Here is a 23,388-nt window from a genome sequence, read left to right on the forward strand (position 1 = left end):
TTCACCTACCTCAACCCCCGCATCAACCGCCCCACGCGAACATGATCAGCACACCCAGACCCACACCCAGACCCAGCAGACACGGACACCGGGAGGGCACGAACATGCCGCCGACCGGGGATGACGGCTGCCCGAAGGTGCGAAGCGAAGGCATGGTCGGAGGCACCCGCATGGTCAGACCGCCCGCATGGTCACAGACCACCTGCATGGGTCAGGCCGCCCACATGGCCGGGCCAGGGCGCCCCGGCCGCATGGACGGACAGGAGGGGACGGGCACGACACCCGCCCCGTCCGCCCACCCAGCGCCGAGGAAGCCGTCCGAACACACCCGAACACACCTAGACGCGCCCGGATATCCCCCGGTCCCCGATCGTCCCTCTCGTTGGACATCCCGATCCCCCGGACATCCTCGGGTGTCAGCGCATCTTGGCCGCTTCGGCGCGCAGCCTCTCTCCCTTGGCATGGGCTTGATCCCGCAGTGCCACCTGGAAGTCCTCCATACGGCTGCGCAACCCGTCGTCCGACGCGGCGAGGATCCGTACCGCGAGCAGCCCCGCGTTGCGCGCGCCTCCGATGGCCACGGTGGCCACGGGGACCCCGGCAGGCATCTGAACGATCGACAGGAGGGAGTCCATGCCATCCAGATACTTGAGCGGCACGGGAACGCCGATGACGGGCAAGGGCGTGACCGAGGCGAGCATTCCGGGCAGGTGGGCCGCTCCCCCGGCTCCGGCGATGATCACCTTCAGCCCGCGGGAAGCCGCGTGCGTGCCGTACTCGATCATTTCGGCGGGCATCCGGTGGGCCGAGACGACATCGGCCTCGAAGGGCACGCCGAACTCCGCGAGAGCCTCGGCGGCCAACTTCATCACAGGCCAGTCCGAATCGCTTCCCATGACGATCCCCACCGTGGGCCGGGACGTGTCAGCCGCCTCAGCGGAGCGGGAGTCAGACATCGGCCGGTCCCTTCAAGCAGTCGGCGGCATGCCACGCCCGGGCACGCACCTCGGCCAGGTCGGTGCCGAGGGCGGTCACGTGCCCGATCTTGCGGCCGGGCCGTACGTCCTTGCCGTAGAAGTGAATCTTGATTCCGGGGTCGTGGGCCATCACGTGCTCGTACCGGGAGAAGATGTTCGGGTCCGACCCGCCCAGCAGGTTGACCATGACCACGACCGGCGCGGTGAGCGACGGCGAGCCCAGCGGCAGGTTCAGCACGGCTCGCAGGTGCTGCTCGAACTGGGACGTCCTGGCGCCCTCGATCGTCCAGTGACCGCTGTTGTGCGGTCGCATCGCGAGCTCGTTGACGACCAGGCCCGACTCGGTGGAGAACATCTCGACCGCGAGCAGGCCGGTGACCCCCAGTTCCTGGGCGATCTTCAGCGCGATGTGCTGCGCGGCTGCGGCGTCCTCTTCACCCAGGCCCGGAGCCGGAGCGATGACCTCGACGCAGATGCCGTCCTTCTGCACGGTCTCCACGACCGGATAGCTGACCCCCTGCCCGTGCGGGGATCGGGCGACGAGCACGGCCAGCTCCCGCTCGAACGGCACGAAGGCCTCGGCGAGCAGCGCCACACCCGACTCCAGCGGCTCGCGGGCCTCGTCGGCGGAAGCGCAGACCCACACGCCCCTGCCGTCATAGCCGCCACGGACCGCCTTCAGGACCACCGGCCATCCGTGCTCCTGAGCGAAGGCCTCCACATCCGCGACCCCGGACACGTGCGCCCACGCCGGGCACGGCACACCGATCGCGGTCAGCCGCTCACGCATGACCGCCTTGTCCTGGGCGTGGACGAGCGCGTCGGCCCCCGGGTGTACGGCGAAGCCCTCGCCGAGGAGCGCCCGGATGTGCTCGGTCGGCACGTGTTCATGGTCGAACGTGACGGCGTCGCACCCCTTGGCGAACTCCTGCAGGTCGGCGAGATCGCGATAGTCTCCCAGCCGCGTGTCGACGATGACCTTGGCGGCGCTCTCGTCGCGCGAGTTGGCCAGCACACGCAGGTCGATACCGAGCGCGATCGCGGCCTGCTGGGTCATCCGGGCGAGCTGGCCCGCGCCCACCATGCCGACGACGGGGCCGTCCGGACCTCCGACGGGAACGACCGCTTTACCAGTCGTGGCGCCGGCATGCCGCGGAGCAGCGGCGGAATCGGCCTCGCGGCCTGACGGGGGAACGTTTGGGCTGTTCACGACATGTCAGCCTACCGATTCCCCACCTGTACGGCTCCCGCGCCCCGATCACAACCCATGTCCAGGCGGGCGGACGATCTACTCCGCGGTGGCGTCGGGGGTGATGTCCGCCAGGGACCGGCGCATGGCGACCGTGGTCATCTCGTTGTCCTTGGACACCTCGGTGGCGAGCATCACCAGCTCGGTCCCGGTGATCGCGGCCGGGTCACGCTTCCCTGTGTAGGCGCGCACGTCCGCGTCGCCGTACCGGGGATGGGCGAGCGAGGAGCGCCCGGAGCCGGGTCGCTGGGCGTAGACGACTCTGAGCGCGTGGAACACCAGGGCGCCGCCGTCGGCCAGGACCAGCGCGTATGCCTGGCCTTCCAGCTGGACGTCGACCGACAGCCGATCAGGGCGGACCTTGGCCGGCGCCTGGAGCAGCTCGGGAAGAAGGTCTCGCATCCGATCTCCGGACGGGAACTTCACGCCGCTGACTCCGGCAGGATCGGTCAGGAAGGCGACATACCGGGTCGGGACGAGCCTCGCCTGTACGGCGATCTCAGGATTCTCATCGGCCGACTTGCTGTCCACATCGAACTTCGGCGTCTTGTGGAGGACGGGGATCGGACCGGCTCCCAGCCGCCACCGCCCTTCGGCCTGGACGAAGACGAAGAAGGTCGGATCGGGATCGTGGGCCAGCGCGACGAACCACGCGCCTCCCTCGTCGTCGCCCGCCCCGGCGCCCGGAAGCAGGTACTCGACATCGCCGTACTCCCCGAGGTCGAGGCCCGTGCCCCCGTCCTTCGCGGCCTCGCAGGCGTGTCCGGCGAGCGCGCCCTCCGCCCAGGTCGTCAAGGACGTGACCTTGGCGCAGTCGTGTCCCTTCCACGCCTCCCTGAGTTCGGTGAGCGTGGCGAAGGCACCTTCGGCGTCGGCCTTCGTGGCCGCGACGGCGGTAGCCCCGTCGGAATCGCCGCCGCGGGAGCCGGGCGTCTGACCGAAGGTCTCGTTTCCACAACCCGCGAGCACGATGAGCGCGAAGCTGAGGGCCGTGATTCTGCGTAGCACGGTGGGGGCCACCTCTCCAGAACACGCAGATTCCAGAACAAAGTGATCCTGCTCGGGCGTGAGCGTAGTGTGTGCAGCCCTCGCTTATGGCTTATAGATGGATATTTTCTGAAATGTTCTGACCAGCGGCAAGGAAACACCAGGTGACGAACACGCGCAGGTAGGGACCATCCCCCAGGGGGGACCTATACCGGTAGCCTGGGATGACCTCGCCGCCGACCAGGAAGGACCGTGCGGGACGTGCAGTTTCTCCGACGTGCCTACGAGCGGTTCGCCACGCTTCTGCACGAACTGCTCAAGTTCGGCATCGTTGGCGCCGTCGCCTTCGTCATCGACTTCTTCGGAAGCAACTTCTTCCGCTTCGGCATCGGCCTCGGCCCGCTGACCTCCAAGGTCCTCGCCACGATCATCGCGGCCACCTTCGCCTACCTGGGCAACCGCTTCTGGACCTACCGGCACCGGGAGCAGAGCGGGCTCGCGCGGGAATACGTCCTGTTCTTCGTCCTCAACGGGATCGGACTGCTGCCCCCCCTGATCGTGATCGGCTTCGTGACCTACACCCTGGGACTGCACGGCCTGCTGGCCTACAACATCGCCCAGATCATCGGAACGGTCATCGGCACGCTGTTCCGGTTCTGGTCGTACAAGAAGTGGGTCTTCCTCGCGGCTCCGGTACAGCCTTCGGTCGAGGACATCGCGCCTCAGGCAGGACCGCTCACCACCCGGTGACGTCCGTGGTCGCGGGCGTGCCTCAAGAAGATCGCGAAGGTCGCCGGCCGGGGCTTGACCAGCTCGAGACGTCCGCCGTCGGCGGCGACCAGGGCCCTCGCCAGGGTCAGCCCGAGCCCGGTTCCCCCACCCCCGCTGACGCTTCGCTCGAATACCTTGGGCCCGAGATTGTCCGGGATGCCCAGACCTTCGTCGGCCACCTCGATCACGACCGACATCCCCGTGCTCGACGTGTTGATCGTCAGCGACCCGTCACCGTGCTTGAGGGAGTTCTCCATCAAGGTGGACAGCACCTGACTCAGGCCACCCGTGGTCCCGAGGGCGCTGAGCCCGCGGTCCCCCGCCAGCACGAGTGAACGCTGCGCCCGCCGGAACGCGGGTTCCCACTCGGTGATCTGCTGTTCGACGACGTCGTCCACGTCGATCGGCGCCGCCTGCGCATGCCGCTGGCGGCGAGCCGCGGCGAGAAGCTCGTCGATGACCGCCGTGAGCCGCTCGACCTGCACGATCGCGGCCTCACCTTCTTCACGGACGATCGCGGGCTCGCCCGCGGCGCCGACGATCTCCTCCAGGCGCATCGTCAGCCCGGTGAGCGGCGTGCGCAGCTGATGGGAGGCGTCCGTGGCGAAATCACGCTCCCTCGAGAGCAGATCGGAGATCCGCAGCGCACTGCGGTCGAGAACCTCCGCGACCAGGTCGAGTTCCGGAACGCCGTAGCGGTGCCGGCTGGGCCGTGCGTCGCCCGACCCCAGCCGCTCCGCGATCTTGGTCAGTTCTTGGAGCGGCAGGGTCAGGCGGCGCGACGTCACGGAGGCGAGCCCGACGGCCGCCCCGAGTGCGATGATCGCAAGTGCGATCGTGAGCACCAGCCTCGCGTGAATGTCCTGTTCGATCTGGGCCGAGTCCCGGCCGATCCGGACGTAGCCGTTCTCGGAACGGGCCTCCTCGGTCATCTCGCGGCCGGCCGGTGGCGGCGTACCGACCACCAACAGCGGGTTGCCTCGGACGAACACCTGTATGTACCGGTCCGGGTAGTTCTTCCCCAACCGGTTGGGATCGATCGTCTGGTCCTGGCTGACGGAGTACTCCACCCCGATGAGTAACCGATTGGCTTCGGCTCTCAACTCCCGGGCGGCTTCATCGTTGATCAACCGGACGACGACGACGGCGAGCGGCACGCCTAACAGCAGGACGGCGATTACCGCAACGAGCAGCATCGAGGAGAGCAGGCGCCGGCGCACGTGCTAGCTCCTCCCCAACGAACCCGCCACGCGGGTCTACTCGCGCTCGAAACGGAAGCCGACCCCTCGGACGGTCGTGATGTACCGAGGTTTGGCGGCGTCGTCCCCCAACTTCCGACGCAACCATGAGATGTGCATATCGAGTGTCTTCGTGGACCCCCACCAGTTGGTGTCCCACACCTCGCGCATGATCTGCTCGCGGGTGACGACCTTCCCGGCGTCCCGTACGAGCACGCGGAGCAGGTCGAACTCCTTGGTGGTCAGGTGTAGTTCCTTGTCTCCCATCCAGGCCCGGCGCGAGTCGGCGTCGATGCGGACGCCCTGCACCACCGGGGTCTCGGAGGTTCCGCGCCGGAGCAGTGCCCGCACACGGGCGAGCAGTTCGGCGAGGCGGAACGGCTTGGTCACGTAGTCGTCGGCCCCTGCATCGAGACCGACAACGGTGTCGACTTCGTCGACACGGGCGGTGAGGATCAGCACCGGAGTGCCGTGTCCCTCCGCTCTGATGCGGCGAGCAACCTCAAGCCCGTCCATCTCGGGCAGGCCGAGGTCGAGAACTATCAGGTCGACGCCCCCCGACAGGGCCCTTTCGAGGGCCTGCGGGCCATCCGGGCTCACCTCTACCTGATAGCCCTCCCGGCGCAATGCGCGCGCCAGCGGCTCGGATATCGAGGTGTCATCCTCGGCGAGAAGTACGCAGGTCATGGAGCGATCGTAGGACCTTAGGCGATCGTTTCCCGGCTACAGCGCGCAGTTTGACTTGTCGTTGACCCATCAATTGACCTGGGCAAACACTGATAAATCTGGGATAGTCAACACGCAAGGGCCGCAACGATCCGGGCATGGCTCCGCTATCCGGTCCCGATGCGCGACACTTCCGCCTCAGCCGTATGACAGACAAACAACGCCCGCCGGAGAGGATCCGGCGGGCGTTGCTTGACGCGCTGGGGCAGAAAACGACCGGCGTCGAGTACGGCCGGGGCCCCGTGGTGCCTCAGGAAGAGGGCGACGGAGGCTCGGCGTAACGCGCCAGATAGAGCTTCTCGCCCAGGCTCTCGATGAGGCCGAGCTCGGTCTCCAGGTAGTCGATGTGGTGCTCCTCGTCGGCCAGGATCGCCTCGAAGATGTTCGCCGAGGTGATGTCGCCCCGCTCGCGCATCAGCGCGATCCCGGGACGGAGCCGCTCCACCACGCCGATCTCGAGCTCGAGGTCGGCCTGGATCTGCTCCCTGACGGTCTGCCCGATGTGAAGCGTGTTGAGCTTCTGGTAGTTCGGCAACCCTTCCAAGAAGAGGATCCGGTCGGTCAGCACCTCGGCGTGCCGCATCTCATCGATGGACTCGTGCCGAGTGAAGGCGGCCAGCTTCGTGTACCCCCAGTGCTCCTGCATCTTGGCGTGCAGGAAGTACTGGTTGATGGCCGTGAGCTCGGAGGTGAGCTGCTCGTTGAGCAGCGCGATGATCTCCCTGTCGCCCTGCATGACGCCTCTCGATCTATGCGACGGTGACGAGGTCCTCAGACCGTTTCAGGATCGCACAGATCTTTCGAACGCATGACGCGCAGTCACCTCCGGCGCCCGTCGTGTCTCTGACCTGCTTCGCGCTCGTCGCACCTGCGGCGATGCACTCATGGACCTCGTTTTCGGTCACGGCGCGGCAGATGCAGACGTACACGGCGATGCGAAGCCTTCCAGGGAACGGGGCGTAAGGTTAGGCATGCCTAAGGTAACCCACGCCGGTAAGGCTTGCCTATGTGATACCAATCACACCGCTGCCGCCGGGAACTCCACGACGGACCGGAGCACCTCACCGCGCTCCATCTTGGCGAAGGCGTCCTCGACCTGGTCGATCGAGATCGTCTCCGACACGAAGCCCTCCAGGTTGAGCCTGCCCTGGAGATAGAGGCCGATCAGCATCGGGAAGTCCCTGCTCGGCAGGCAGTCGCCGTACCACGAGGACTTGAGCGAGCCACCGCGCCCGAAGACGTCCAGGAGGGGCAGTTCGAGCTGCATCTCGGGGGTGGGGACGCCGACGAGGACGACGGTCCCCGCGAGGTCCCTGGCGTAGAAGGCCTGCTTGTAGGTCTCCGGGCGGCCGACCGCCTCGATCACGACGTCGGCTCCGTTGCCCCCGGTGAGCTCGCGGATCGCCTCGACCGGATCGGTCGTGCGGGAGTTGACCGTGTGCGTGGCGCCGAACCCGCGGGCCCATTCGAGCTTCTGGTCGTCGACGTCGACCGCGATGATGGTGCCCGCTCCCGCGACGCTCGATCCGAGGATCGCGGCGTCGCCCACCCCTCCGCAGCCGATGACCGCGACGGAGTCTCCCCGGGTCACGCCACCGGTGTTGATCGCCGCCCCGAGCCCGGCCATCACGCCGCAGCCGAGCAGGCCGGCGACGGCGGGCCTGGCGGCCGGGTCAACCTTCGTGCACTGTCCCGACGCGACCAGCGTCTTCTCCACGAACGCCCCGATGCCCAGCGCCGGGCTCAGGACGGTCCCGTCCGCCAGCGTCATCTTCTGCGTGGCGTTGTGGGTGTTGAAGCAGTACCAGGGACGCCCGCGCAGGCAGGCGCGGCATTCACCGCACACCGCGCGCCAGTTGAGGATCACGTAGTCGCCCGGCGCGACGTCCGTGACGCCCGCACCGACGGCCTCCACGACCCCGGCCGCCTCGTGCCCGAGCAGGAACGGGAAGTCGTCGTTGATGCCACCCTCGCGGTAGTGGAGGTCCGTGTGGCAGACGCCGCAGGCCTGCACGTTCACCACGGCCTCACCGGGTCCCGGGTCGGGCACGTGGATGGTCTCCAGCGTCACCGGCTTGCCCTTGCCCCGTGCCACCACGCCCTGCACCTCGTACGGCATGCGTACCTCACCCTTCATTTTTCGGCCCGTGAGCCTCATTCGTATCTTGCTTAGTCTCCTTGTCCGGCTCGCCGGAGTACATAGGGCTGGACAACCCCGAGGCCGCGCACAGGTCTGCGACGGATCTTGAGCAGCTCGACGCCGGGCACGTCGCCGAGCGTCCCCCCCATGCCGTCGTCGACGACGATCGTCCCCGGCCTGGCGAGCGACGTGAGGCGGGCCGCCAGGTTCACCGTCGTGCCGAAGACGTCGCCCATCATGGGCAGCACCGGGCCCCAGGCCAGGCCGATCCGCAGGTCCGGTCCCTTCTCGTCGAGCTTCATCTCGTCGAGAAGGTCGAGGGCGATGAGCGCGGCCGCCCTCGGCTCGTCGGCGGTGAACAGCACCTCGTCACCGAGGGTCTTCACCAGCCGGCCGCCGTGAGAGGCGATGACGTCGGAGGCCCGTACCTCGAAGCCTTCGAGCAGGTCGGCCAAGGCCATCTCGTCGAGCTGCCGGGAGACTCTGGTGAAGGCCACCAGGTCCGCGAAGCCGACGGCCAGCGTCAGTCGCGACGGCAACGCGTCGTCGCCCACGGACGGCGAGATCAGACGGCTGACCACGGCGGCCAGCTGGGAACGCCAGACGTGGACCAGCGTCTGCTCGAAGTCGGGCAGCAGGGCGCGCGCCGTCTCCATCACACGGACGAGATCGGCGTCGCTGGGCGGGACGTTCGGATCCAGCGTCCCGATCATGATCTCGGCCTGCCACTGGGCCAGCCTGGAGGTGGTGCGGCCGAGCGCCCTGGCCATCCGGATGACGGTCTGCTCGTCGAGGACGCCCGAGTCGATCAGCCTCCGGATGCGCCGCAGCGCGCCGAGGTCGGCGGCGGTGAAGGCCACCGCGTCGTCGGCGAGGGAGGCGAAGCCCAGCGCCCGCCAGACGCGCCCCGCCAGTTCCTGCGGGACGTCCGCCGCCTCGGCGATCTGGCGGCGCGTGTAGGTGGGCGCCGGCCCGAGGAACAAGCGCTGGACATCGTCGGCGCTAGGCCGTCCTCCGGTCTCCACGTCTCCCCCAAGCCGTCGTAGACCATCGCCCTCGGGCCGTCACACCGGCGTCCGAGACCGCCGTCGCCTCACTTGCCGTCGATGTTGCCGTCGGAGGCGTCCTCCACCAGCCGGAACAGCTCCTGCCGTACCGTCTGGATCTTGGGAATGTCCTTGTAGTCGATCTCCCCCTTCTCGGAGGCCGACTCGACGCGCAAGGTGCCACATCCCAGGATGCGCTCAAGGAAGCGCTGGTCCGAACTGACGCTGTTCACCTTGGCCAGCGGGATGTCGTCGTCGGCCTTGTTCAGGATGCCGGTGCTGATCGCGAAACGGTGCGACGTGAGCGTGTAGGAGGTCGTCTTCCACTTCAGGTAGGGGAAGAACGACCACCAGGTCAGCAGCACGACGGCGACCACCGCGACGGCGATCCGCGCGATACCCGAGTATTCGAAGTCACTCGGGATGAAGTAGATCGCGACGCTCGAAACCGCCACGACGAGAATGAGAGCGAGGAACGGCACGATCAGCCGCTTCCAGTGAGGATGGAACGAGTGAACGACCCGCTCCCCCTCGGTCAGATAGTGATCCGCGAGACCCATGGCGCAAATCGTGACACGTTCGCCCTGGGTTTGCATGTCCACTCGCCAATGGTTCGCTCACGTGCCTTCGACGCGACGCACATGGACGACGTCACCGGCGCTGAGCGAGTGCTCCTTGCCCTTCGAGCGAACCAGAAGATAGCCCGCCTGGTCCACCCCGAAGGCCTGCCCGACCAGCAGGCGCTCCCCGGGAAGTTCCACCCGCACCTCCTGCCCGATCGTGCCCGAGCAGGCGAGATACGCAGCCCGCAGCCCGCAGGCGTCGGCGTCGCCGTCGGCGTCGACCCACTCCCGGTAGTGCGTCTCGATCTCCCGGAGGATCGCCCGGAGGAGCGGGTCGCGGTCGGCGTGGACCGCTTTCTCGATCGTGAGCGAGGTGGCCCGGTCGACGGGCAACTCCTGGGGCCTCGTGGACACGTTGAGGCCCATTCCCACGATCACAGCGCTGTCCACGCGCTCGGCGAGGATCCCCGCGAGCTTGCGCTCGCCGACGAGCAGATCGTTCGGCCACTTCAGCCTGACGTCCACCCCCGCAATCCGTCGTACGGCCGATCCGGCCGCGACCGCCACCAGGAGGGAGAGCCAGCCCTGCCGGGCCGGCGGCACCTCCGGCCGCAGGAGGATGGAGAACGTGAGCCCGGACCGCGGCGGCGCGGTCCACACCCGCCCGAGACGGCCGCGCCCGGCGAACTGGGACTCCGCGACGAGCACGGCGCCCTCGCGGGTCCCCTCGCGGACGGCTTTGGCCAAGTCGGCGTTGGTGGATCCCGTCCGCTCGACGACGGTGACAGCCGACCACAACGATCCCGGACGCACCAGAGCCTGCTGGAGCGCCGCTTCGGACAGTGGCGGCCGGTCGAGATCGGCATAAGGCGAGTCCGGCACATCCCCAGGTTAACGGGCCGCGCTCCTGAGATCCGCCGGGTCCACCACCCCGGCGTAATGTGTGCGGCATGGACCCGACCTTCGCCGTGATCATGCACAGATTCGGGAAAACACCCTCCGACCAGCCCGAACTCGTTTCGTGATCATGCACAAGTTCTCCAAGTGCCCCTCCGAGCAGCGAAGAAGCGATTCGTGACCATGCAAACGGACGAGAGCCGTACGAACCGACCCGGACCCGTCACCCGGATTCGCGTGCGCGAGGTCTCCGGCACCGCCGTACGCGATCGTCGTGACGATCTCGCCACCGAGGAACCCCTGGAGATCCGCCTGCTCGCGGGTGGCGAGAGCCGTACGGTGGCGATCACGATGCGCACGCCCGGCGCGGACTTCGAGCTCGCGGCGGGATTCCTGCACGGCGAGGGGATCATCGGGCCCGGCGACATCGCGGCGATCGGTTACTGCACCGACGAGGACCTCACGCCGGAGGAGCGCTACAACACTGTCACCGTGCGGCTCCGCACATCGACGATGCCTGACATTTCCGCACTTGAGCGTCATTTCTTGACGTCGAGTGCGTGCGGAGTCTGTGGGAGCGCCAGCCTCGACGCACTGCGAGACCGCTGCTCACCGCTCGACGCCGGCACGAAGATCGAGGTCTCCCCCGAGATCCTGTACGGCCTGCCGTCGATGTTGCGCAAGGCCCAAGGGGTGTTCGGCAGGACCGGTGGTCTGCACGCGGCGGGCCTGTTCACACCCGACGGGACGCTGATCGCGGCCCGGGAGGACGTGGGGCGCCACAACGCGGTCGACAAGCTGGTGGGGTGGTCCCTCACGACGGACAGGCTGCCGCTCGACCAACACGTCCTCCTGGTCAGCGGGCGCGCCAGCTACGAGATCATGCAGAAGGCGCTCGCGGCGGGCGTCCAGATCGTCTGTGCGGTCTCGGCGCCGTCGTCGCTGGCCGTGGACCTGGGCCGGGACTTCGGCATGACTCTGGTCGGATTCCTCCGCGATGAGCGGTTCAACATCTACTCCGGCACGGAGCGGATCACGACCTGATCGCATGATCACGAATGAAGTCGGGCCAGGTCAGCGGGCATCTTTACGAATCTGCGCATGATCACGCCGGATGTCCGCCCAGGTCGGGCGGAACATCCACGAACCCATGCATGATCACCACAAGTGTCGGGGCAGGTCAGAGGGCCTGATCACGAACCTGTGCATGATCACCACAAAAACAAGATCAGCCGGTGTTCTGGAGGCCGGCGGCCACTCCGTTGACGCTCAGCAGCAGGAGGGTCGACAGGCGTTCCCGCTCGTCCTCGGACAGGTCTCCGTCGGCTCGCAGCGCCGACAGCGCCCGCAACTGCAGATGGCTGAGGGCGTCCACATAGGGGTCGCGGAGCTGGACGGCCCTCGACAGGACCCGCCGGTTCTCCAGCAGCCGACTGTGGCCGGTGACCTCCAGCACGAGTCTCCTGGTCAGGTCGTATTCGCCGAGGACCTGCTCGACGAAGTCGTCACGGCCTCCGAGGGCGAGATAACGCGAGGCGATCGCCCGGTCGGTCTTGGCCAGCGACATCTCCGCGTTGTCGAGCAGGGAGGCGAACAGGGGCCATTCCCGGTACGCCGACCGGAGCTCGTCCGGCCCCTCCTCGGACACGATGGCGTTCAGGCCGCTGCCCAGGCCGTACCAGCCGGGCAGGTTGGCCCGGGTCTGGGCCCAGGCGAACACCCACGGGATGGCCCGCAGGTCGTCGAGCGACCGCGGGGCGCCGAGACCCCGGCGGGCGGGACGGGAGCCGAGCCGGAGCGAGCCGATCTCCTCCAGGGGGCTGACGAGGGCGAACCATTCCGGGAAGCCCGAAGCCTCGGTCAGCGACCGGTACGCCGCCTCCGACGCGCGGGCGACCTTCTCCGCCAGCGCGCGGAACTTCGCCGCCGCGGCGGCGTTGCTCGACTCGACGGCGGTCGTCGAGGCCAGCAGCACCGCGTTGGTCACCTGCTCGATGTGCCGTCTGGCGATCGCCGTGTGCCCGTACCGGGCGAAGATGACCTCGCCCTGCTCGGTGACCTTGAACCGGCCCGCCACCGACCCGGGCGCCTGGGCGAGCACGGCGCGGTTGGCCGGGCCGCCACCTCGGCCCAGGGCCCCGCCCCTGCCGTGGAAGAGCGTCAGCCGCACGTCGTTGGCCGCGGCCCAGGCGGTGAGCGCGGCCTGGGCGTCGTAGAGGCGCAGGGTCGCGGCGGCGGGGCCGAGTTCCTTGGCCGAGTCCGAATACCCCAGCATGACTTCGATGCGCCGCCCGTTGTCGGCGAGCCGCCTGCGCACGGGTTCGAGCGACAACATGCCGTCGAGGACGGCGGAGGAGTTGTCCAGGTCCTCGCCCGACTCGAACAACGGCACGACGTCCAGGACCGGGGCGCGGTCGCCGAGAGCATGCCGGGCCAACTCGTGGACGGCGGCGATGTCGTCGGCGGACCGGGTGAACGACACGACGTACCGGGGGCACGCGGTCACACCGAAGCGCTCCTGGATCCAGCCGATGACCCTGATCGTGGCCAGGACCTCTTCCGTGCGCTCGGAGAGCTTGCCCGAGGCGATCTCCTTCAGCGCCGCCGCGTGGACCTCGGAATGCTGGCGCACCTCCAGCTCGGCGAGGTGGAACCCGAAGGTCTCCACCTGCCAGATCAGGTGCTGCAGTTCGCCGAAGGCCTGCCGTACGGCGCCGCCTTCCCGAAGGGACTCCTGCGTCAGCCGGAGCGCGGCGAGCAGCTCGGACGGCGACCGGTAGGCGAGGTCCAGGTCACGGCGGCGGGTGGCCGCGATCCGCGCGGCGACGAAGACCAGCCACTGCCGGTGCGGCTCCTGCGGCGAGCGGGTGGCCACCTCCGACACGATCTCGGGATAGTCGTCCTCGGCCTGCGACAACGCGGCGCGGAGCGCGGCCGAGGGCGGCGTGTAGAGGTCCGAGGCGGTCAGCGTCCGCCCGATCCGGGTCGCGGCGTTCTCCAGCGCGATGAGCACGTGCTCGGCCTGGATGAGGACGGCCTCGCGGGTCACCTTGGCGGTCACGTTCGGGTTGCCGTCGCGGTCGCCGCCGATCCAGCTCCCGTAGTGGATGAACGGCCTGGCCAGCGGTTCGCGCGTCCCCGTGCCCGGGGCCAGGGCCGCGTCGAGCGACCGGTAGATCTGCGGCACCGTGCGGAACAGGGTCTCGTCGAAGGCGGCCATCGCCGTACGGACCTCGTCGAGCGGGTCCAGCTTCGTGGACCGCAGCTGCGACGTCCGCCACAGGATGTCGATCTCCTCGAGCAGGCGCCGGTTGGCCTCCTCCTGCTCCCCCGCCCCCACGCCCGGCGCGTTGTACCGGTCGAGCTCCGTGCTGATCCGCTGGATCGCGGTCACCACCGCACGCCTGCGGGCCTCGGTGGGATGGGCCGTCAGCACCGGGCGGAACTCCAGGCCCTCGAGCAGCTCGGTCAGCCGGTCGTCGCCGCGCAGTTCCTGTACGGCTTCCGCCAGCGACTCGCGCAACGGGACGTCGTCCCTGTCGCGCTGCCGCAGGATGCGGATGCGGTAGTGCTCCTCCGCCAGGTTGGCCAGATGGAAGTAACACGTGAACGCCCGGGCGATGTGGACGGCCCGCTCGATCGGCCACTCGGCGACCATGGCGGCCACCTCGTCGGCGGTGGTCTCACGGCGGCGCGCGGCGATGACGGCCTTGCGCAGCCGCTCGACGTCGGCGAGGAGGCCGGGACCGCCGTGCTCGGCGATCACCTGACCCAGGAGTCCGCCGAGGAGGCGAACGTCGGCGCGGAGCTCGTCCGGCATCTCCGCGACGGCGTTGTGGCGTTCGGCAGGGGCGATGGCGGCCATGCTTGGAAGGCTAGCGAATAGGGACTGATCGCCCGAGACCGGTCTCACCCATTGGACTAGACCACTGCGGCGGCTCTCCTCCTCAGGTCGCCCGCGAGACCGCCGCAAGGATGGAGGGCAGGCGGGCGAACCCGACGAGCCCCGCCGTCTTCCGGCCCGCCCACGCCACGAGCAGCCCGTACGGCACGGCGAGAAGGCCGAACCACCCGATGCCCAGCAGCACCGGCAGGACGACGGGCAGCGCGAGCGCGCCGGTCACGAGGAACCCGAGGCTGGAGGAGCCGAAGGCGAGAGCCCCCTGACCGGGCGCGGCCCCACTGAACGCATTGAGCCGCTCGGGAAGGGTGTAGGGCAGGATCACGCTCGTCACCGCTCCCACACCGAGCGCGACGCCCAGCAGGCCCCAGGCGGTGAACGCGGCCGGAACCGCCCAGGCCGCGTTTCCCGCCAGCAACGCGGCCGCGACCGAGATCACGCCGAGCACCGGCACCGCGATGACGGCCATCGCGAGGTGCCGGCCGGCGAGGTCGGTTCGCAGGTCGCGGTCCGAGGAGAACGTCACGGCGTTCATCCACAGCGACCGGCCGTCGATGCCGAAGGAGTTGCACGCCTGTATGCCGATCAGCAGGGCTGCCAGACAGGCGGGGCCCGCGGCGGAGAACAACCCCACCGGGCCGTCGCCACCGCTGAGGGTGAACATGATGATCCCGCTCACCACCACCGCGGTGAACCAGGCGACCCGTCCACGCGGCTCTCGACGGGCGTACTTCAACTCCTTGGCGACGACGCCGCCCAGCGGACCCTGCGGGAGGAAACGGTCGATCCACGACCGCCGGACGGTGCCGCCGCCCTGGTTGGAGGCGTCCGGCATGACGAGGGCCCGACGGAGGGCGACGATCCACAACCAGGCCAGCAGCACCACCACGCCGCCGAGCACGACCAGTTCGGCCACGCCGACCAGGCCGCCGTCGGCGATCGCGTGAGCCGCGAGACCGGGCGGCGCCCAGCGCAGGACCTCGCCGGTGGACGAGAGCAGGGCACCCGGATCGCCGGGAAGACCCCGGTTCAGGAGCAGGTTGGGCAACTGCGACAACAGCACGACGCCGACGGCGGCCACCGCGAGGACGTCGCGCCCGCGCCTGCTGCGCAGCGCGCCCGACAGCGCCGTGGTGAGCACTCGTGACGTGACCAGGCAGAGGGCGAACTGGAGCACGACGGCGACCAGGCCGATCAGCACTCCGCCCACGCCTTCGGCCAGCGCGACGACGCCCCCGGCCAGGACGGCCAGCGACGCCAGCGGCCACGGTCCGGTCGCGGACGCGGCGAACATGCCGGCCGCGAGTTGACGGGTGGTGAGGGGGAACAGCGCCAGCCGCGACGGGTCGAGCGTCTCGTCCACTCCGAAGATCAGCAGCGGCACGACGGCCCATCCCACTGTGAACAGTGTGAAGACCACGATCCCGACGTTGAGTGCCACGTCAGGGGATGCCAAACGGAGGAGACCGAACAGGACGAAACCGCCCAGCGCACATCCGAGGGCGGACAGGAGGGAGAAGGCGAAACCCACCTGCTTGATGAGGTCTCCCCTGAGGTTCCCCAGGATCAGCCGGAGTTTCAGCCGCACGAAGAGCATCGTCATCGCGGGTCCCCCGACGAGCCGAGCCACGACAGGCCCTCGTCCCCGCTGCCCCGGGCGCCGACGAGGTCGAGGAACGCCTCGTTCAGGGTCCGCTCACCGCGCACCTCGGCCAGCGGGCCCTGCGCCACGATGTGGCCGCGGCTCATCACCGAGACCCAGTCGCAGAGCCGTTCGACCAGGTCCATGACGTGGCTGGAGAAGATCACGGTCGACCCGGACTCGGTGAATCTGCGCAGAACGTCGATCAGGGTGTTCGCCGACACCGGGTCGACACCCTCGAACGGCTCGTCCAGGAACAGAACGCCGGGGTTGTGCAGCAGCGCGGCGGCCAGACCGATCTTCTTGCGCATGCCGGTCGAGTAGTCGATGACGAGCTTGTCCTGCGATTCGAGCAGGTCCATGACCCGCAGCAGTTCGTCGGCGCGGCGGCCGGTCTCCTCGAGAGGGATGCCCCGGAGGCGGCCGCTGTAGAGCAGCAACTCCCGGCCGGACAGGCGCTCGAACAGCCGAAGGCCCTCCGGCAGCACGCCGATGTGCGCCTTCACACTGACGGGATCGGTCCAGACGTTGTGACCGTTGATCTCGATCAGCCCGCCGTCGGGCCGCAGCAGACCGGTGATCATGCTCAGCGTCGTGGTCTTGCCCGCCCCGTTGGGTCCGACGAGGCCGGCGAAGCTGCCTTTCGGCACGATCAGGTCCACGCCCCCGACGGCCACCTGTTGTCCGAACCTCTTGTACAACCCCTGTGTCCGCACCGCTTCGACCATGAGCCCCACTCTGCCAGTCCGTGCCTTTGTACGGCTTTCGCGCCAGTTGATGATCCGAGATCATGATGCTTCCTCCGGTGCCCGTCCAGGTTTCCCCGTATCGGGGACGTCCCGAGTTTCGATGCGTGGATCAGGCGGAATGGCTCAGAACGGCGCACGCCCCCGTCATGGGTTGGTGTCACATGCTGGTTACCCTGTCGGGCATAACTGCGGGCGAACCCGACGTGGTACGCGAAATCGACCATGAGAATCGAGCGACTTCCGCAGCGGACGAGGGCTGGTGAGCGACCATGAGAACGGGGCGACCCGGACGAGGAGAGTGCGACCGATGACTGCCGAGCGAGCTCACGAGGTCGACATTCACACGACGGCCGGAAAGATCGCCGACCTGGACCGGCGGCTGCGCGAGGCCGCGAACGCCGGTTCCGAGCGAGCGGTGGAGAAGCAGCACGCCAAGGGGAAGATGACCGCCCGCGAGCGACTGGTCGCCTTCCTCGACGAGGGCTCGCTCGTGGAGTTCGACGAACTGGCCCGGCACCGGTCGACGAGCTTCGGCCTCGAGCAGGAGCGTCCGTACGGCGACGGCGTGGTCACCGGGCACGGCACGGTGGACGGACGCCCGGTCGCGGTGTTCGCACAGGACTTCACGGTGTTCGGCGGATCGCTCGGCGAGGTGTTCGGCGAGAAGATCGTCAAGGTCATGGACCACGCGCTGAAGACCGGCTGCCCGGTGGTCGGCATCAACGACTCGGGTGGCGCGCGAATCCAGGAGGGCGTGGTCTCCCTGGGCCTCTACGCCGAGATCTTCAAGCGGAACGTGCACGCCTCTGGCGTCATCCCGCAGATCTCGCTGATCATGGGCCCCTGCGCGGGTGGGGCCGTCTACTCCCCCGCTCTGACCGACTTCGTCCTGATGGTTCAGGAGAAGTCGCACATGTTCATCACCGGCCCGGACGTGATCAAGACGGTCACCGGCGAGGAGGTGACGTTCGAGGAACTGGGGGGTGCGCACACGCACAACTCCAAGTCCGGGGTCGCCCACTACGAGGCCTCCGACGAGGAGGACTGCCTCGACTACGCCAAGGCCCTGCTGTCCTACCTGCCCTCGAACAACATGGACGCGGCTCCCGAGTTCGCCGTCGAGGTCTCGCTGGAGACGACCGACGACGACAGGGAACTCGACACCCTCATCCCCGACTCGGCCAACCAGCCCTATGACATGCAGACGGTCATTCGGCACGTCCTGGACGACGGCGAGTTCCTGGAGATCCACGCCGGCTTCGCCCCGAACATCGTGGTCGGCTTCGGTCGAGTCGAGGGACATTCGGTGGGGGTGGTCGCCAACCAGCCGATGAGTTTCGCCGGGACTCTCGACATCGCGGCTTCGGAGAAAGCGGCTCGGTTCGTCCGCACATGCGATGCCTTCAACATCCCAGTGTTGACATTTGTTGATGTGCCTGGATTTCTTCCTGGGACAGACCAGGAATGGAATGGCATCATTCGCCGGGGCGCGAAACTCCTCTACGCCTATGCCGAAGCGACGGTGCCGTTGGTCACGGTCATCACCAGGAAGGCGTACGGCGGGGCCTACGACGTCATGGGCTCCAAGCACCTCGGCGCCGACGTCAACCTGGCCTGGCCCACCGCGCAGATCGCGGTGATGGGCGCCCAAGGCGCGGTCAACATCCTTTACCGGCGGGAGCTGGCGGCGTCCGACGATCCCGACGCCGCGCGCGCCCGGCTGGTCGGGGAGTACGAGGACACGCTGGCCAACCCCTATCTCGCGGCCGAGCGCGGTTACGTCGACGCGGTCATCCGGCCCTCGGACACCCGGGTCCAGGTCGTCAGGGCACTGCGCGCACTGCGCAACAAGAGGGCCTCGTTGCCCCCCAAGAAGCATGGGAACATCCCGCTATGAGCGAGCGAGAGCCGTACCTCAGGATCGTGCGCGGCGACGCGACCGCCGAGGAGATCGCGGCGCTCGTCGCCGCACTGGCCGTACGGTCGGCCCCCGAGGCGAAAGCCGTCCCTCGTGTGAATAACTGGAGGAATCCGGCTCATCGGATGCGCGGGGCGCTGCCTCGCGGAACAGGGGCATGGCGGGCGGCGTTCATGCCCGGCCACAGGTGAGCGCCGCGCGATTAGATCAGTCGAACAGGGTGTCAACTGGCCCAAGAGTTGGGACTATCTAGAAAGTGGGGGAATATAGTCAGCCGATCAACTAGTGACGAGTCCTGGAGGACACCAATGGCCGTCCCGGACTTCAACGCACACGGCATGACCGCTAAGTATGCCGTTCTTGTAGACGTGGGTTACCTGTATGCCGCAGCGGGCGAAGTCCTCTTGGGAGCGAAGGAGCGCAAGGAGTACCGCGTAGCGGCGGACGAGCTCATCCAGTCCCTGCAGAAGCACGCTCTTGAGCGCATTCCCGGCGAACTGCTCCGCGTTTACTGGTACGACGCAGCCCGGGACCGTGTTCCGACCGTCGACCAGCGCGTGATCGCCCAGCTTCCCTGGGTGAAGGTCCGCCTGGGCAACCTGAACGCGCGTGGCCAGCAGAAAGGCGTGGACGCGCAGATCCGCAGCGACCTCGAGGCCCTGGCCCGCCATCACGCCGTGAGCGACACCGTGCTGATCGCCGGCGACGAGGACATGGTGCCGGCCGTCGAGGCCGCCCAGGCCTACGGCGTGCGGATCCACCTGTGGGGGGTCGAGCCGCCCTTCGGGACCAACCAGGCCGAGCGCCTGGTCTGGGAGTCCGACACGGTGGAGATCCTCAACGCCGATTTCCTGCGTCCCTATTTCAATCGTGCTCCCGTTCCCGTTCCCGTCACCCCTGCGCCGTCGCCGGCCCAGGTGTTCGCCGGCCGTACGGTCAAACCGGTGCCGAAGGTGCCGGCCGGCGGCCAGGTGGCGAAGCTCGGCCCCGGCAGGCCGCACGTCGAAGAGGTCGGCGAGCATGTCGCGCAGAAGTGGATCCTCACCCGGGGACGCGACAACATCCGCGACCTGCTTCCCGGGCCGATCCTGCCCACGGTCATCGACACCGAGTTGCTGATCGAGGCGGAGAAGGAACTCGGCCATTCGCTGCGGCCCTACCCCGAGGCCAGGGTGTGGCTGAGGGACGGCTTCTGGGCCCGCGTCTACCGAGAGTTCGACCTCGGCGTCGGCGTCTCCAGCAAGTAGACGCCCTCCGGGCGAGGTCCGATTTCCGCTGGTGGGCAGAGACGGCCGACGCATAACGTCGTAGGTGTGACCACGAAACAGCTCGACTTCGACGCGTGCTACGTGGCGGTCTCCGCGCGGGACGCCCGATTCGACGGGCGCTTCTACACGGCGGTCACCTCGACCGGGATCTACTGCCGCCCGATCTGCCCGGCTCGCACGCCGGCGAGGAAGAACGTGCGGTTCTACCGGCACGCGGCGACGGCCGAGGCCGCCGGCTTCCGGCCCTGCCGCCGCTGCCGGCCCGAGCTCAGCCCCGGCGATCCCGGCTGGGACGTGCGTGCCGACCTCGTCGGCCGGGCCCTGCGGCTGATCGACGACGGGCTGGCCGACGAACGCGGCGTGGCAGGGCTGGCCCAGCGGTTGCACGTCACCGAGCGGCATCTGCTCCGCCTGTTCGTCGCCGAACTGGGCACCGGCCCCCTCGCGGTCGCCCGGACCCGGCGGCTGCTGCTCGCCAAGCAACTCCTCACCGAGACACCGCTGCCGATCACCGACGTGGCGTTCGCCGCGGGCTTCGGCAGCGTCCGCCAGTTCAACGCGGCCATGAAGGAGTCGTACGGCTTCGCACCCGGAGAGCTCAGAAAGGCCGCCGGGCCTCCGGCGTCCTCCCGCACCGCCCCGGCGATCACGACCGGGCTCACGCTCCGGCTGACCTATCGGCGGCCCTACGACGCGCAGACCGTGCTCGGCTTCCTCGCCGCCCGTGCGATCCCGGGGGTGGAGACCGCCACCTGGTCGGCGCCGGCGGACGGCGGAGCCGCTCAGGTCACCGGCTTCAGCCGGGCCGTCCCCGGCGGCCGGATCACGCTCACCCCCGCGGACGATCACATCAGGCTCACCGTGCGAACCGGCGACACCAGGCACCTCGCCAGGATCGTGGCGCGCTGCCGCAGGCTGCTCGACCTGGACGCCGACCCCGGGGCGATCACCGCCATCCTCGGCTCGACCGACCTCGCCCCGCTGGTCGGGGAACATCCGGGCCTTCGGGTGCCCGGCGCGTTCGACGGCTTCGAACTGGCGGTGCGGGCGGTGGTCGGGCAGCAGATCTCGGTCGCCGGCGCCCGGACCCTCCTCGGCCGAATCGTCGCCCGTGCGGGAAGCCCCGCCGTACCCGACACAGGCCCCGGCACTGTGGCCGACGCCGTACCCGGCACTGTGCCCGACGCCGAACCCGCGCTGCTCTTCCCGACGGCGGATCGGCTGGCCGACGCCGACCTCACGGGTCTCGGGCTCACCAATCGCGGGATCGCCACGCTCAAGAGCCTGGCGAGAGCCGTCATCGACGAGGACGTCGACCTCGACGGCGCCGAGGACCCCGCCGACACCGTGGCCAGGCTGCTCGAGATCCCCGGCATCGGCCCGTGGACCACCGGCTACATCGCCCTGCGGGCGCTCGGCGATCCGGACGCATGGCCGGAAGGCGACCTCGGGCTCACCAGGGCCATGACGCGGCTGCGCATCCCGGCCGGGCAGATCGAGCGGTGGCGTCCGTGGCGGGCCTACGCCGCCGTCCACCTGTGGAACGCCGACGCCGCCTGACCGGACGCCTCAGCGGCGAACCGTGCTCTGCACCTCGCCGACCGTGACGCCGCGCTCCACCGTGACTTCCACAGGGGCGAAGGCGAGCCCGACGACGCCCCCCGTGCTGGCCCCGGTGACGTCCCAGACGGTCGTCACCGTGAGCTGGTAGGCCTTGCCTCCCATCGACGGATCGGCCGAGGAGTGCAGATACTTGACGCCGCAGGTGAAGCCGCCGCTCTGGTCCCGCTTCCCGGTCGTGCCGCACGCGTTGCGGGTCTCCGCCAAGGGGGCTCCGGGCTCGGAACCGACCTCGGTCCTGTTCAGCGTGGCCGTCACCGTGGCCGACATGACCCCGGGCAGCGTGGCCGTCACCGAGCGGGTGGTCGCGCCGATGCCGTCGAGCCAGACCCACGTGGGCAGGTTCACGTAGCTCTTGGCGTCGGGGTTCAGGTGGATCGTCGGCTCCGGCACGGTCAGCGCCGCACGGGCGATCTGCAGCAGTTCCTCAGCCGTGATCCCCCCGGGCGGCGTGGTGCCCTGCGGCACCCACAGCGCCCCCTCGAGACCGGCCCAGCAGGACATGCCGCCGGGGTCGGCCGAGTTGTACGCGGGGCTCCACCACTTGCCGGGCTGGCCGACCTTGTCCTTGTACTGCTTCAGGAACTCATCGAACTGTTCCGCTGTCGAGCCCGGATTCGTGCGGATCCACCAGTCCTTCACGTCCTCCTGGCTCTGGAGCATCTCCTCGGCGGACTTGCCGGGCTCGTACCAGCACGGCCGGGGCACCCGATAGCCGTCGGCGCTGCCGCCGAGGCCGTTGCCGGACAGCCTGATGCTGGAGTTCTCCAGCGTCACGCCCGCCGTACGGCCGTCCTGATAGCCGCCGCCCTGCGGCCCGCCGGGATCTCCGGCGGCCGCGACCGTCAGCGACGCTCCGGCCAGCAGGGACACCAGCAGGAATCGCCTGCTCCTCGGCAACCGTCCGCGCCTGGTTCGCTCCGTGCTCATCGGACGCACTCCTTCGCGCGCTCGTCGGGATAGGAGGCGTGCCGGAACAGCATGATGCGCCACGTGCCGTCATCACCCTGTCGTACGGCCGCGACCTGGAAATACGTCGATCGGGGCGGCTTGGTCCACGCGGGCTGAGCGGACACGGGCGTGCCCGACCGGTCGGTGACCCGCACTCCCGACTCGTCCACGCACGCGTCGATCTGCGCGCCGTGCCCGTCGACGGAGGCCACCCGCAACGCGTAGAGCTTGGCCACACCACGCGCCGACCACTTGCCCGCCACGAATCCGCGCACCCACTTGTAGGCGTCACGGGCGGCGGCGTCCTCGACTCCGCCGAGGTAGGACTTGTCCTTGCCCAGGCTGCCGACCGCCCGCCAGCGGCCGGCGTAGTAGTCGGTGAACGCCTTGACGATGGCGGTGTGCGAGGCGTTCAGCCCGGTGGGCCACTCGGTCTCGACCTTCAGCCCGGGGCCCGCGGCGACCGTCTCGGCAACCGGCGGCTTCGCCGTCCCCGCTCCGCTCGAGGGCTGACCGGCGACCGCTCCCGCGGGCGTGAACTCGCGCTCCTGCGGCGATCCCCCGCAGGCCGTCAGGACGGCGCAGACCGACACCACGGCGGCGGCTCTCCAGCGCGTCAACAGCGGCCTCCGGTCGGTCCTCCGGTCGGTGGAACCCCCCGCCGGGACGACCGTAGTCATCGTGGCGGGGAGTCCTCCACCGTTATGCGCGGATCGGCATGATCCGGAGGTGGCACGGGCACGCA

22 protein-coding genes are annotated in these 23,388 nt (G+C 68.9%); 6 read left to right on the forward strand and 16 right to left on the reverse strand.

Features of this window, described 5'->3' with window-relative positions; translation table 11 throughout:
• Positions 1–416: 416 nt before the first annotated feature.
• The 3 genes from purE to Pmi06nite_RS40080 form a co-directional block, all read right to left on the reverse strand.
• Positions 417–956, reverse strand: coding sequence for a 5-(carboxyamino)imidazole ribonucleotide mutase (purE, locus tag Pmi06nite_RS40070; RefSeq protein ID WP_203958485.1), 540 nt, complete (start codon positions 954–956; stop codon positions 417–419).
• The gene (locus tag Pmi06nite_RS40075; RefSeq protein ID WP_275409658.1) at positions 949–2,187 is read right to left on the reverse strand and encodes a 5-(carboxyamino)imidazole ribonucleotide synthase; all 1,239 of its coding nucleotides are present in this window, start codon (positions 2,185–2,187) and stop codon (positions 949–951) included. Before Pmi06nite_RS40075 ends, purE begins: the two co-directional genes overlap by 8 nt.
• Positions 2,188–2,265: 78 nt before the next feature.
• The gene (locus tag Pmi06nite_RS40080) at positions 2,266–3,234 is read right to left on the reverse strand and encodes a DUF8094 domain-containing protein (RefSeq protein WP_203958486.1); all 969 of its coding nucleotides are present in this window, start codon (positions 3,232–3,234) and stop codon (positions 2,266–2,268) included.
• A 240-nt stretch (positions 3,235–3,474) separates the two neighbouring features.
• On the opposite strand from Pmi06nite_RS40080, the gene Pmi06nite_RS40085 reads away from it, so the two are divergent.
• The gene (locus Pmi06nite_RS40085; RefSeq protein ID WP_203958487.1) at positions 3,475–3,963 is read left to right on the forward strand and encodes a GtrA family protein; all 489 of its coding nucleotides are present in this window, start codon (positions 3,475–3,477) and stop codon (positions 3,961–3,963) included.
• Here the strand turns inward: Pmi06nite_RS40085 and Pmi06nite_RS40090 are convergent.
• The 8 genes from Pmi06nite_RS40090 to Pmi06nite_RS40125 form a co-directional block, all read right to left on the reverse strand.
• Positions 3,936–5,204 (reverse strand): ATP-binding protein, encoded by a 1,269-nt coding sequence (locus Pmi06nite_RS40090; RefSeq protein WP_203958488.1) that lies wholly within the window; start codon positions 5,202–5,204, stop codon positions 3,936–3,938. The genes Pmi06nite_RS40085 and Pmi06nite_RS40090 overlap by 28 nt on opposite strands.
• 36 nt (positions 5,205–5,240) lie before the next feature.
• A complete protein-coding gene (locus tag Pmi06nite_RS40095) occupies positions 5,241–5,909 on the reverse strand; it encodes a response regulator transcription factor (RefSeq protein WP_030451323.1) in 669 nt (222 codons plus the stop codon).
• A gap of 289 nt (positions 5,910–6,198) precedes the next feature.
• Entirely contained in the window at positions 6,199–6,684 is a 486-nt protein-coding gene (gene bfr, locus Pmi06nite_RS40100; RefSeq protein WP_203958489.1) for a bacterioferritin, read from the reverse strand.
• Between the two features lie 13 nt (positions 6,685–6,697).
• A complete protein-coding gene (locus Pmi06nite_RS40105) occupies positions 6,698–6,877 on the reverse strand; it encodes a (2Fe-2S)-binding protein (protein ID WP_203958490.1) in 180 nt (59 codons plus the stop codon).
• Between the two features lie 89 nt (positions 6,878–6,966).
• Positions 6,967–8,067, reverse strand: coding sequence for an S-(hydroxymethyl)mycothiol dehydrogenase (locus Pmi06nite_RS40110; protein WP_203958491.1), 1,101 nt, complete (start codon positions 8,065–8,067; stop codon positions 6,967–6,969).
• A gap of 50 nt (positions 8,068–8,117) precedes the next feature.
• Positions 8,118–9,113: an adenylate/guanylate cyclase domain-containing protein gene (locus tag Pmi06nite_RS40115; RefSeq protein WP_203958492.1), complete on the reverse strand. Its 996-nt coding sequence runs from the start codon at positions 9,111–9,113 to the stop codon at positions 8,118–8,120.
• Positions 9,114–9,181: 68 nt separating this feature from the next.
• Entirely contained in the window at positions 9,182–9,694 is a 513-nt protein-coding gene (locus Pmi06nite_RS40120) for a PH domain-containing protein (RefSeq protein WP_203958493.1), read from the reverse strand.
• Positions 9,695–9,751: 57 nt separating this feature from the next.
• Entirely contained in the window at positions 9,752–10,579 is an 828-nt protein-coding gene (locus Pmi06nite_RS40125; protein ID WP_203958494.1) for a biotin--[acetyl-CoA-carboxylase] ligase, read from the reverse strand.
• A gap of 198 nt (positions 10,580–10,777) precedes the next feature.
• Between Pmi06nite_RS40125 and fdhD the strand changes: the two genes are divergently transcribed.
• Complete coding sequence (gene fdhD, locus Pmi06nite_RS40130; RefSeq protein WP_203958510.1) at positions 10,778–11,638, forward strand: formate dehydrogenase accessory sulfurtransferase FdhD; 861 nt, start codon at positions 10,778–10,780, stop codon at positions 11,636–11,638.
• Between the two features lie 184 nt (positions 11,639–11,822).
• Here the strand turns inward: fdhD and Pmi06nite_RS40135 are convergent, their stop codons facing one another.
• The 3 genes from Pmi06nite_RS40135 to Pmi06nite_RS40145 form a co-directional block, all read right to left on the reverse strand.
• A complete protein-coding gene (locus Pmi06nite_RS40135; protein WP_203958495.1) occupies positions 11,823–14,459 on the reverse strand; it encodes a phosphoenolpyruvate carboxylase in 2,637 nt (878 codons plus the stop codon).
• 82 nt (positions 14,460–14,541) lie between these two features.
• Positions 14,542–16,098 (reverse strand): hypothetical protein, encoded by a 1,557-nt coding sequence (locus Pmi06nite_RS40140; protein WP_203958496.1) that lies wholly within the window; start codon positions 16,096–16,098, stop codon positions 14,542–14,544.
• On the reverse strand, positions 16,095–16,865 hold the full coding sequence (locus Pmi06nite_RS40145) for an ABC transporter ATP-binding protein (protein ID WP_203958497.1): 771 nt from the start codon (positions 16,863–16,865) through the stop codon (positions 16,095–16,097). The genes Pmi06nite_RS40140 and Pmi06nite_RS40145 overlap by 4 nt, the downstream gene beginning before the upstream one ends.
• 328 nt (positions 16,866–17,193) lie before the next feature.
• Here Pmi06nite_RS40145 and Pmi06nite_RS40150 point away from each other — a divergent pair, with 328 nt between their 5' ends.
• From Pmi06nite_RS40150 to Pmi06nite_RS40165, 4 genes are all read left to right on the forward strand, one after another.
• Complete coding sequence (locus Pmi06nite_RS40150; RefSeq protein ID WP_203958498.1) at positions 17,194–18,783, forward strand: acyl-CoA carboxylase subunit beta; 1,590 nt, start codon at positions 17,194–17,196, stop codon at positions 18,781–18,783.
• On the forward strand, positions 18,780–18,995 hold the full coding sequence (locus Pmi06nite_RS40155; protein WP_203958499.1) for an acyl-CoA carboxylase subunit epsilon: 216 nt from the start codon (positions 18,780–18,782) through the stop codon (positions 18,993–18,995). The genes Pmi06nite_RS40150 and Pmi06nite_RS40155 overlap by 4 nt, the downstream gene beginning before the upstream one ends.
• A gap of 147 nt (positions 18,996–19,142) precedes the next feature.
• Positions 19,143–20,051 carry an NYN domain-containing protein gene (locus tag Pmi06nite_RS40160; protein ID WP_239095511.1) on the forward strand — a complete coding sequence of 303 codons (909 nt, stop codon included), beginning with the start codon at positions 19,143–19,145 and terminating at the stop codon, positions 20,049–20,051.
• A gap of 66 nt (positions 20,052–20,117) precedes the next feature.
• A complete protein-coding gene (locus Pmi06nite_RS40165; RefSeq protein ID WP_203958501.1) occupies positions 20,118–21,632 on the forward strand; it encodes an AlkA N-terminal domain-containing protein in 1,515 nt (504 codons plus the stop codon).
• Positions 21,633–21,641: 9 nt separating this feature from the next.
• Here Pmi06nite_RS40165 and Pmi06nite_RS40170 read toward each other — a convergent pair whose 3' ends face one another.
• Both Pmi06nite_RS40170 and Pmi06nite_RS40175 read right to left on the reverse strand, forming a co-directional pair.
• Positions 21,642–22,622 carry a hypothetical protein gene (locus tag Pmi06nite_RS40170; protein ID WP_239114538.1) on the reverse strand — a complete coding sequence of 327 codons (981 nt, stop codon included), beginning with the start codon at positions 22,620–22,622 and terminating at the stop codon, positions 21,642–21,644.
• The gene (locus Pmi06nite_RS40175; protein WP_203958502.1) at positions 22,619–23,263 is read right to left on the reverse strand and encodes a hypothetical protein; all 645 of its coding nucleotides are present in this window, start codon (positions 23,261–23,263) and stop codon (positions 22,619–22,621) included. Before Pmi06nite_RS40175 ends, Pmi06nite_RS40170 begins: the two co-directional genes overlap by 4 nt.
• Positions 23,264–23,388 lie beyond the last annotated feature (125 nt).

This window comes from Planotetraspora mira, from assembly GCF_016863275.1.
Lineage (GTDB): Bacteria > Actinomycetota > Actinomycetes > Streptosporangiales > Streptosporangiaceae > Planotetraspora > Planotetraspora mira.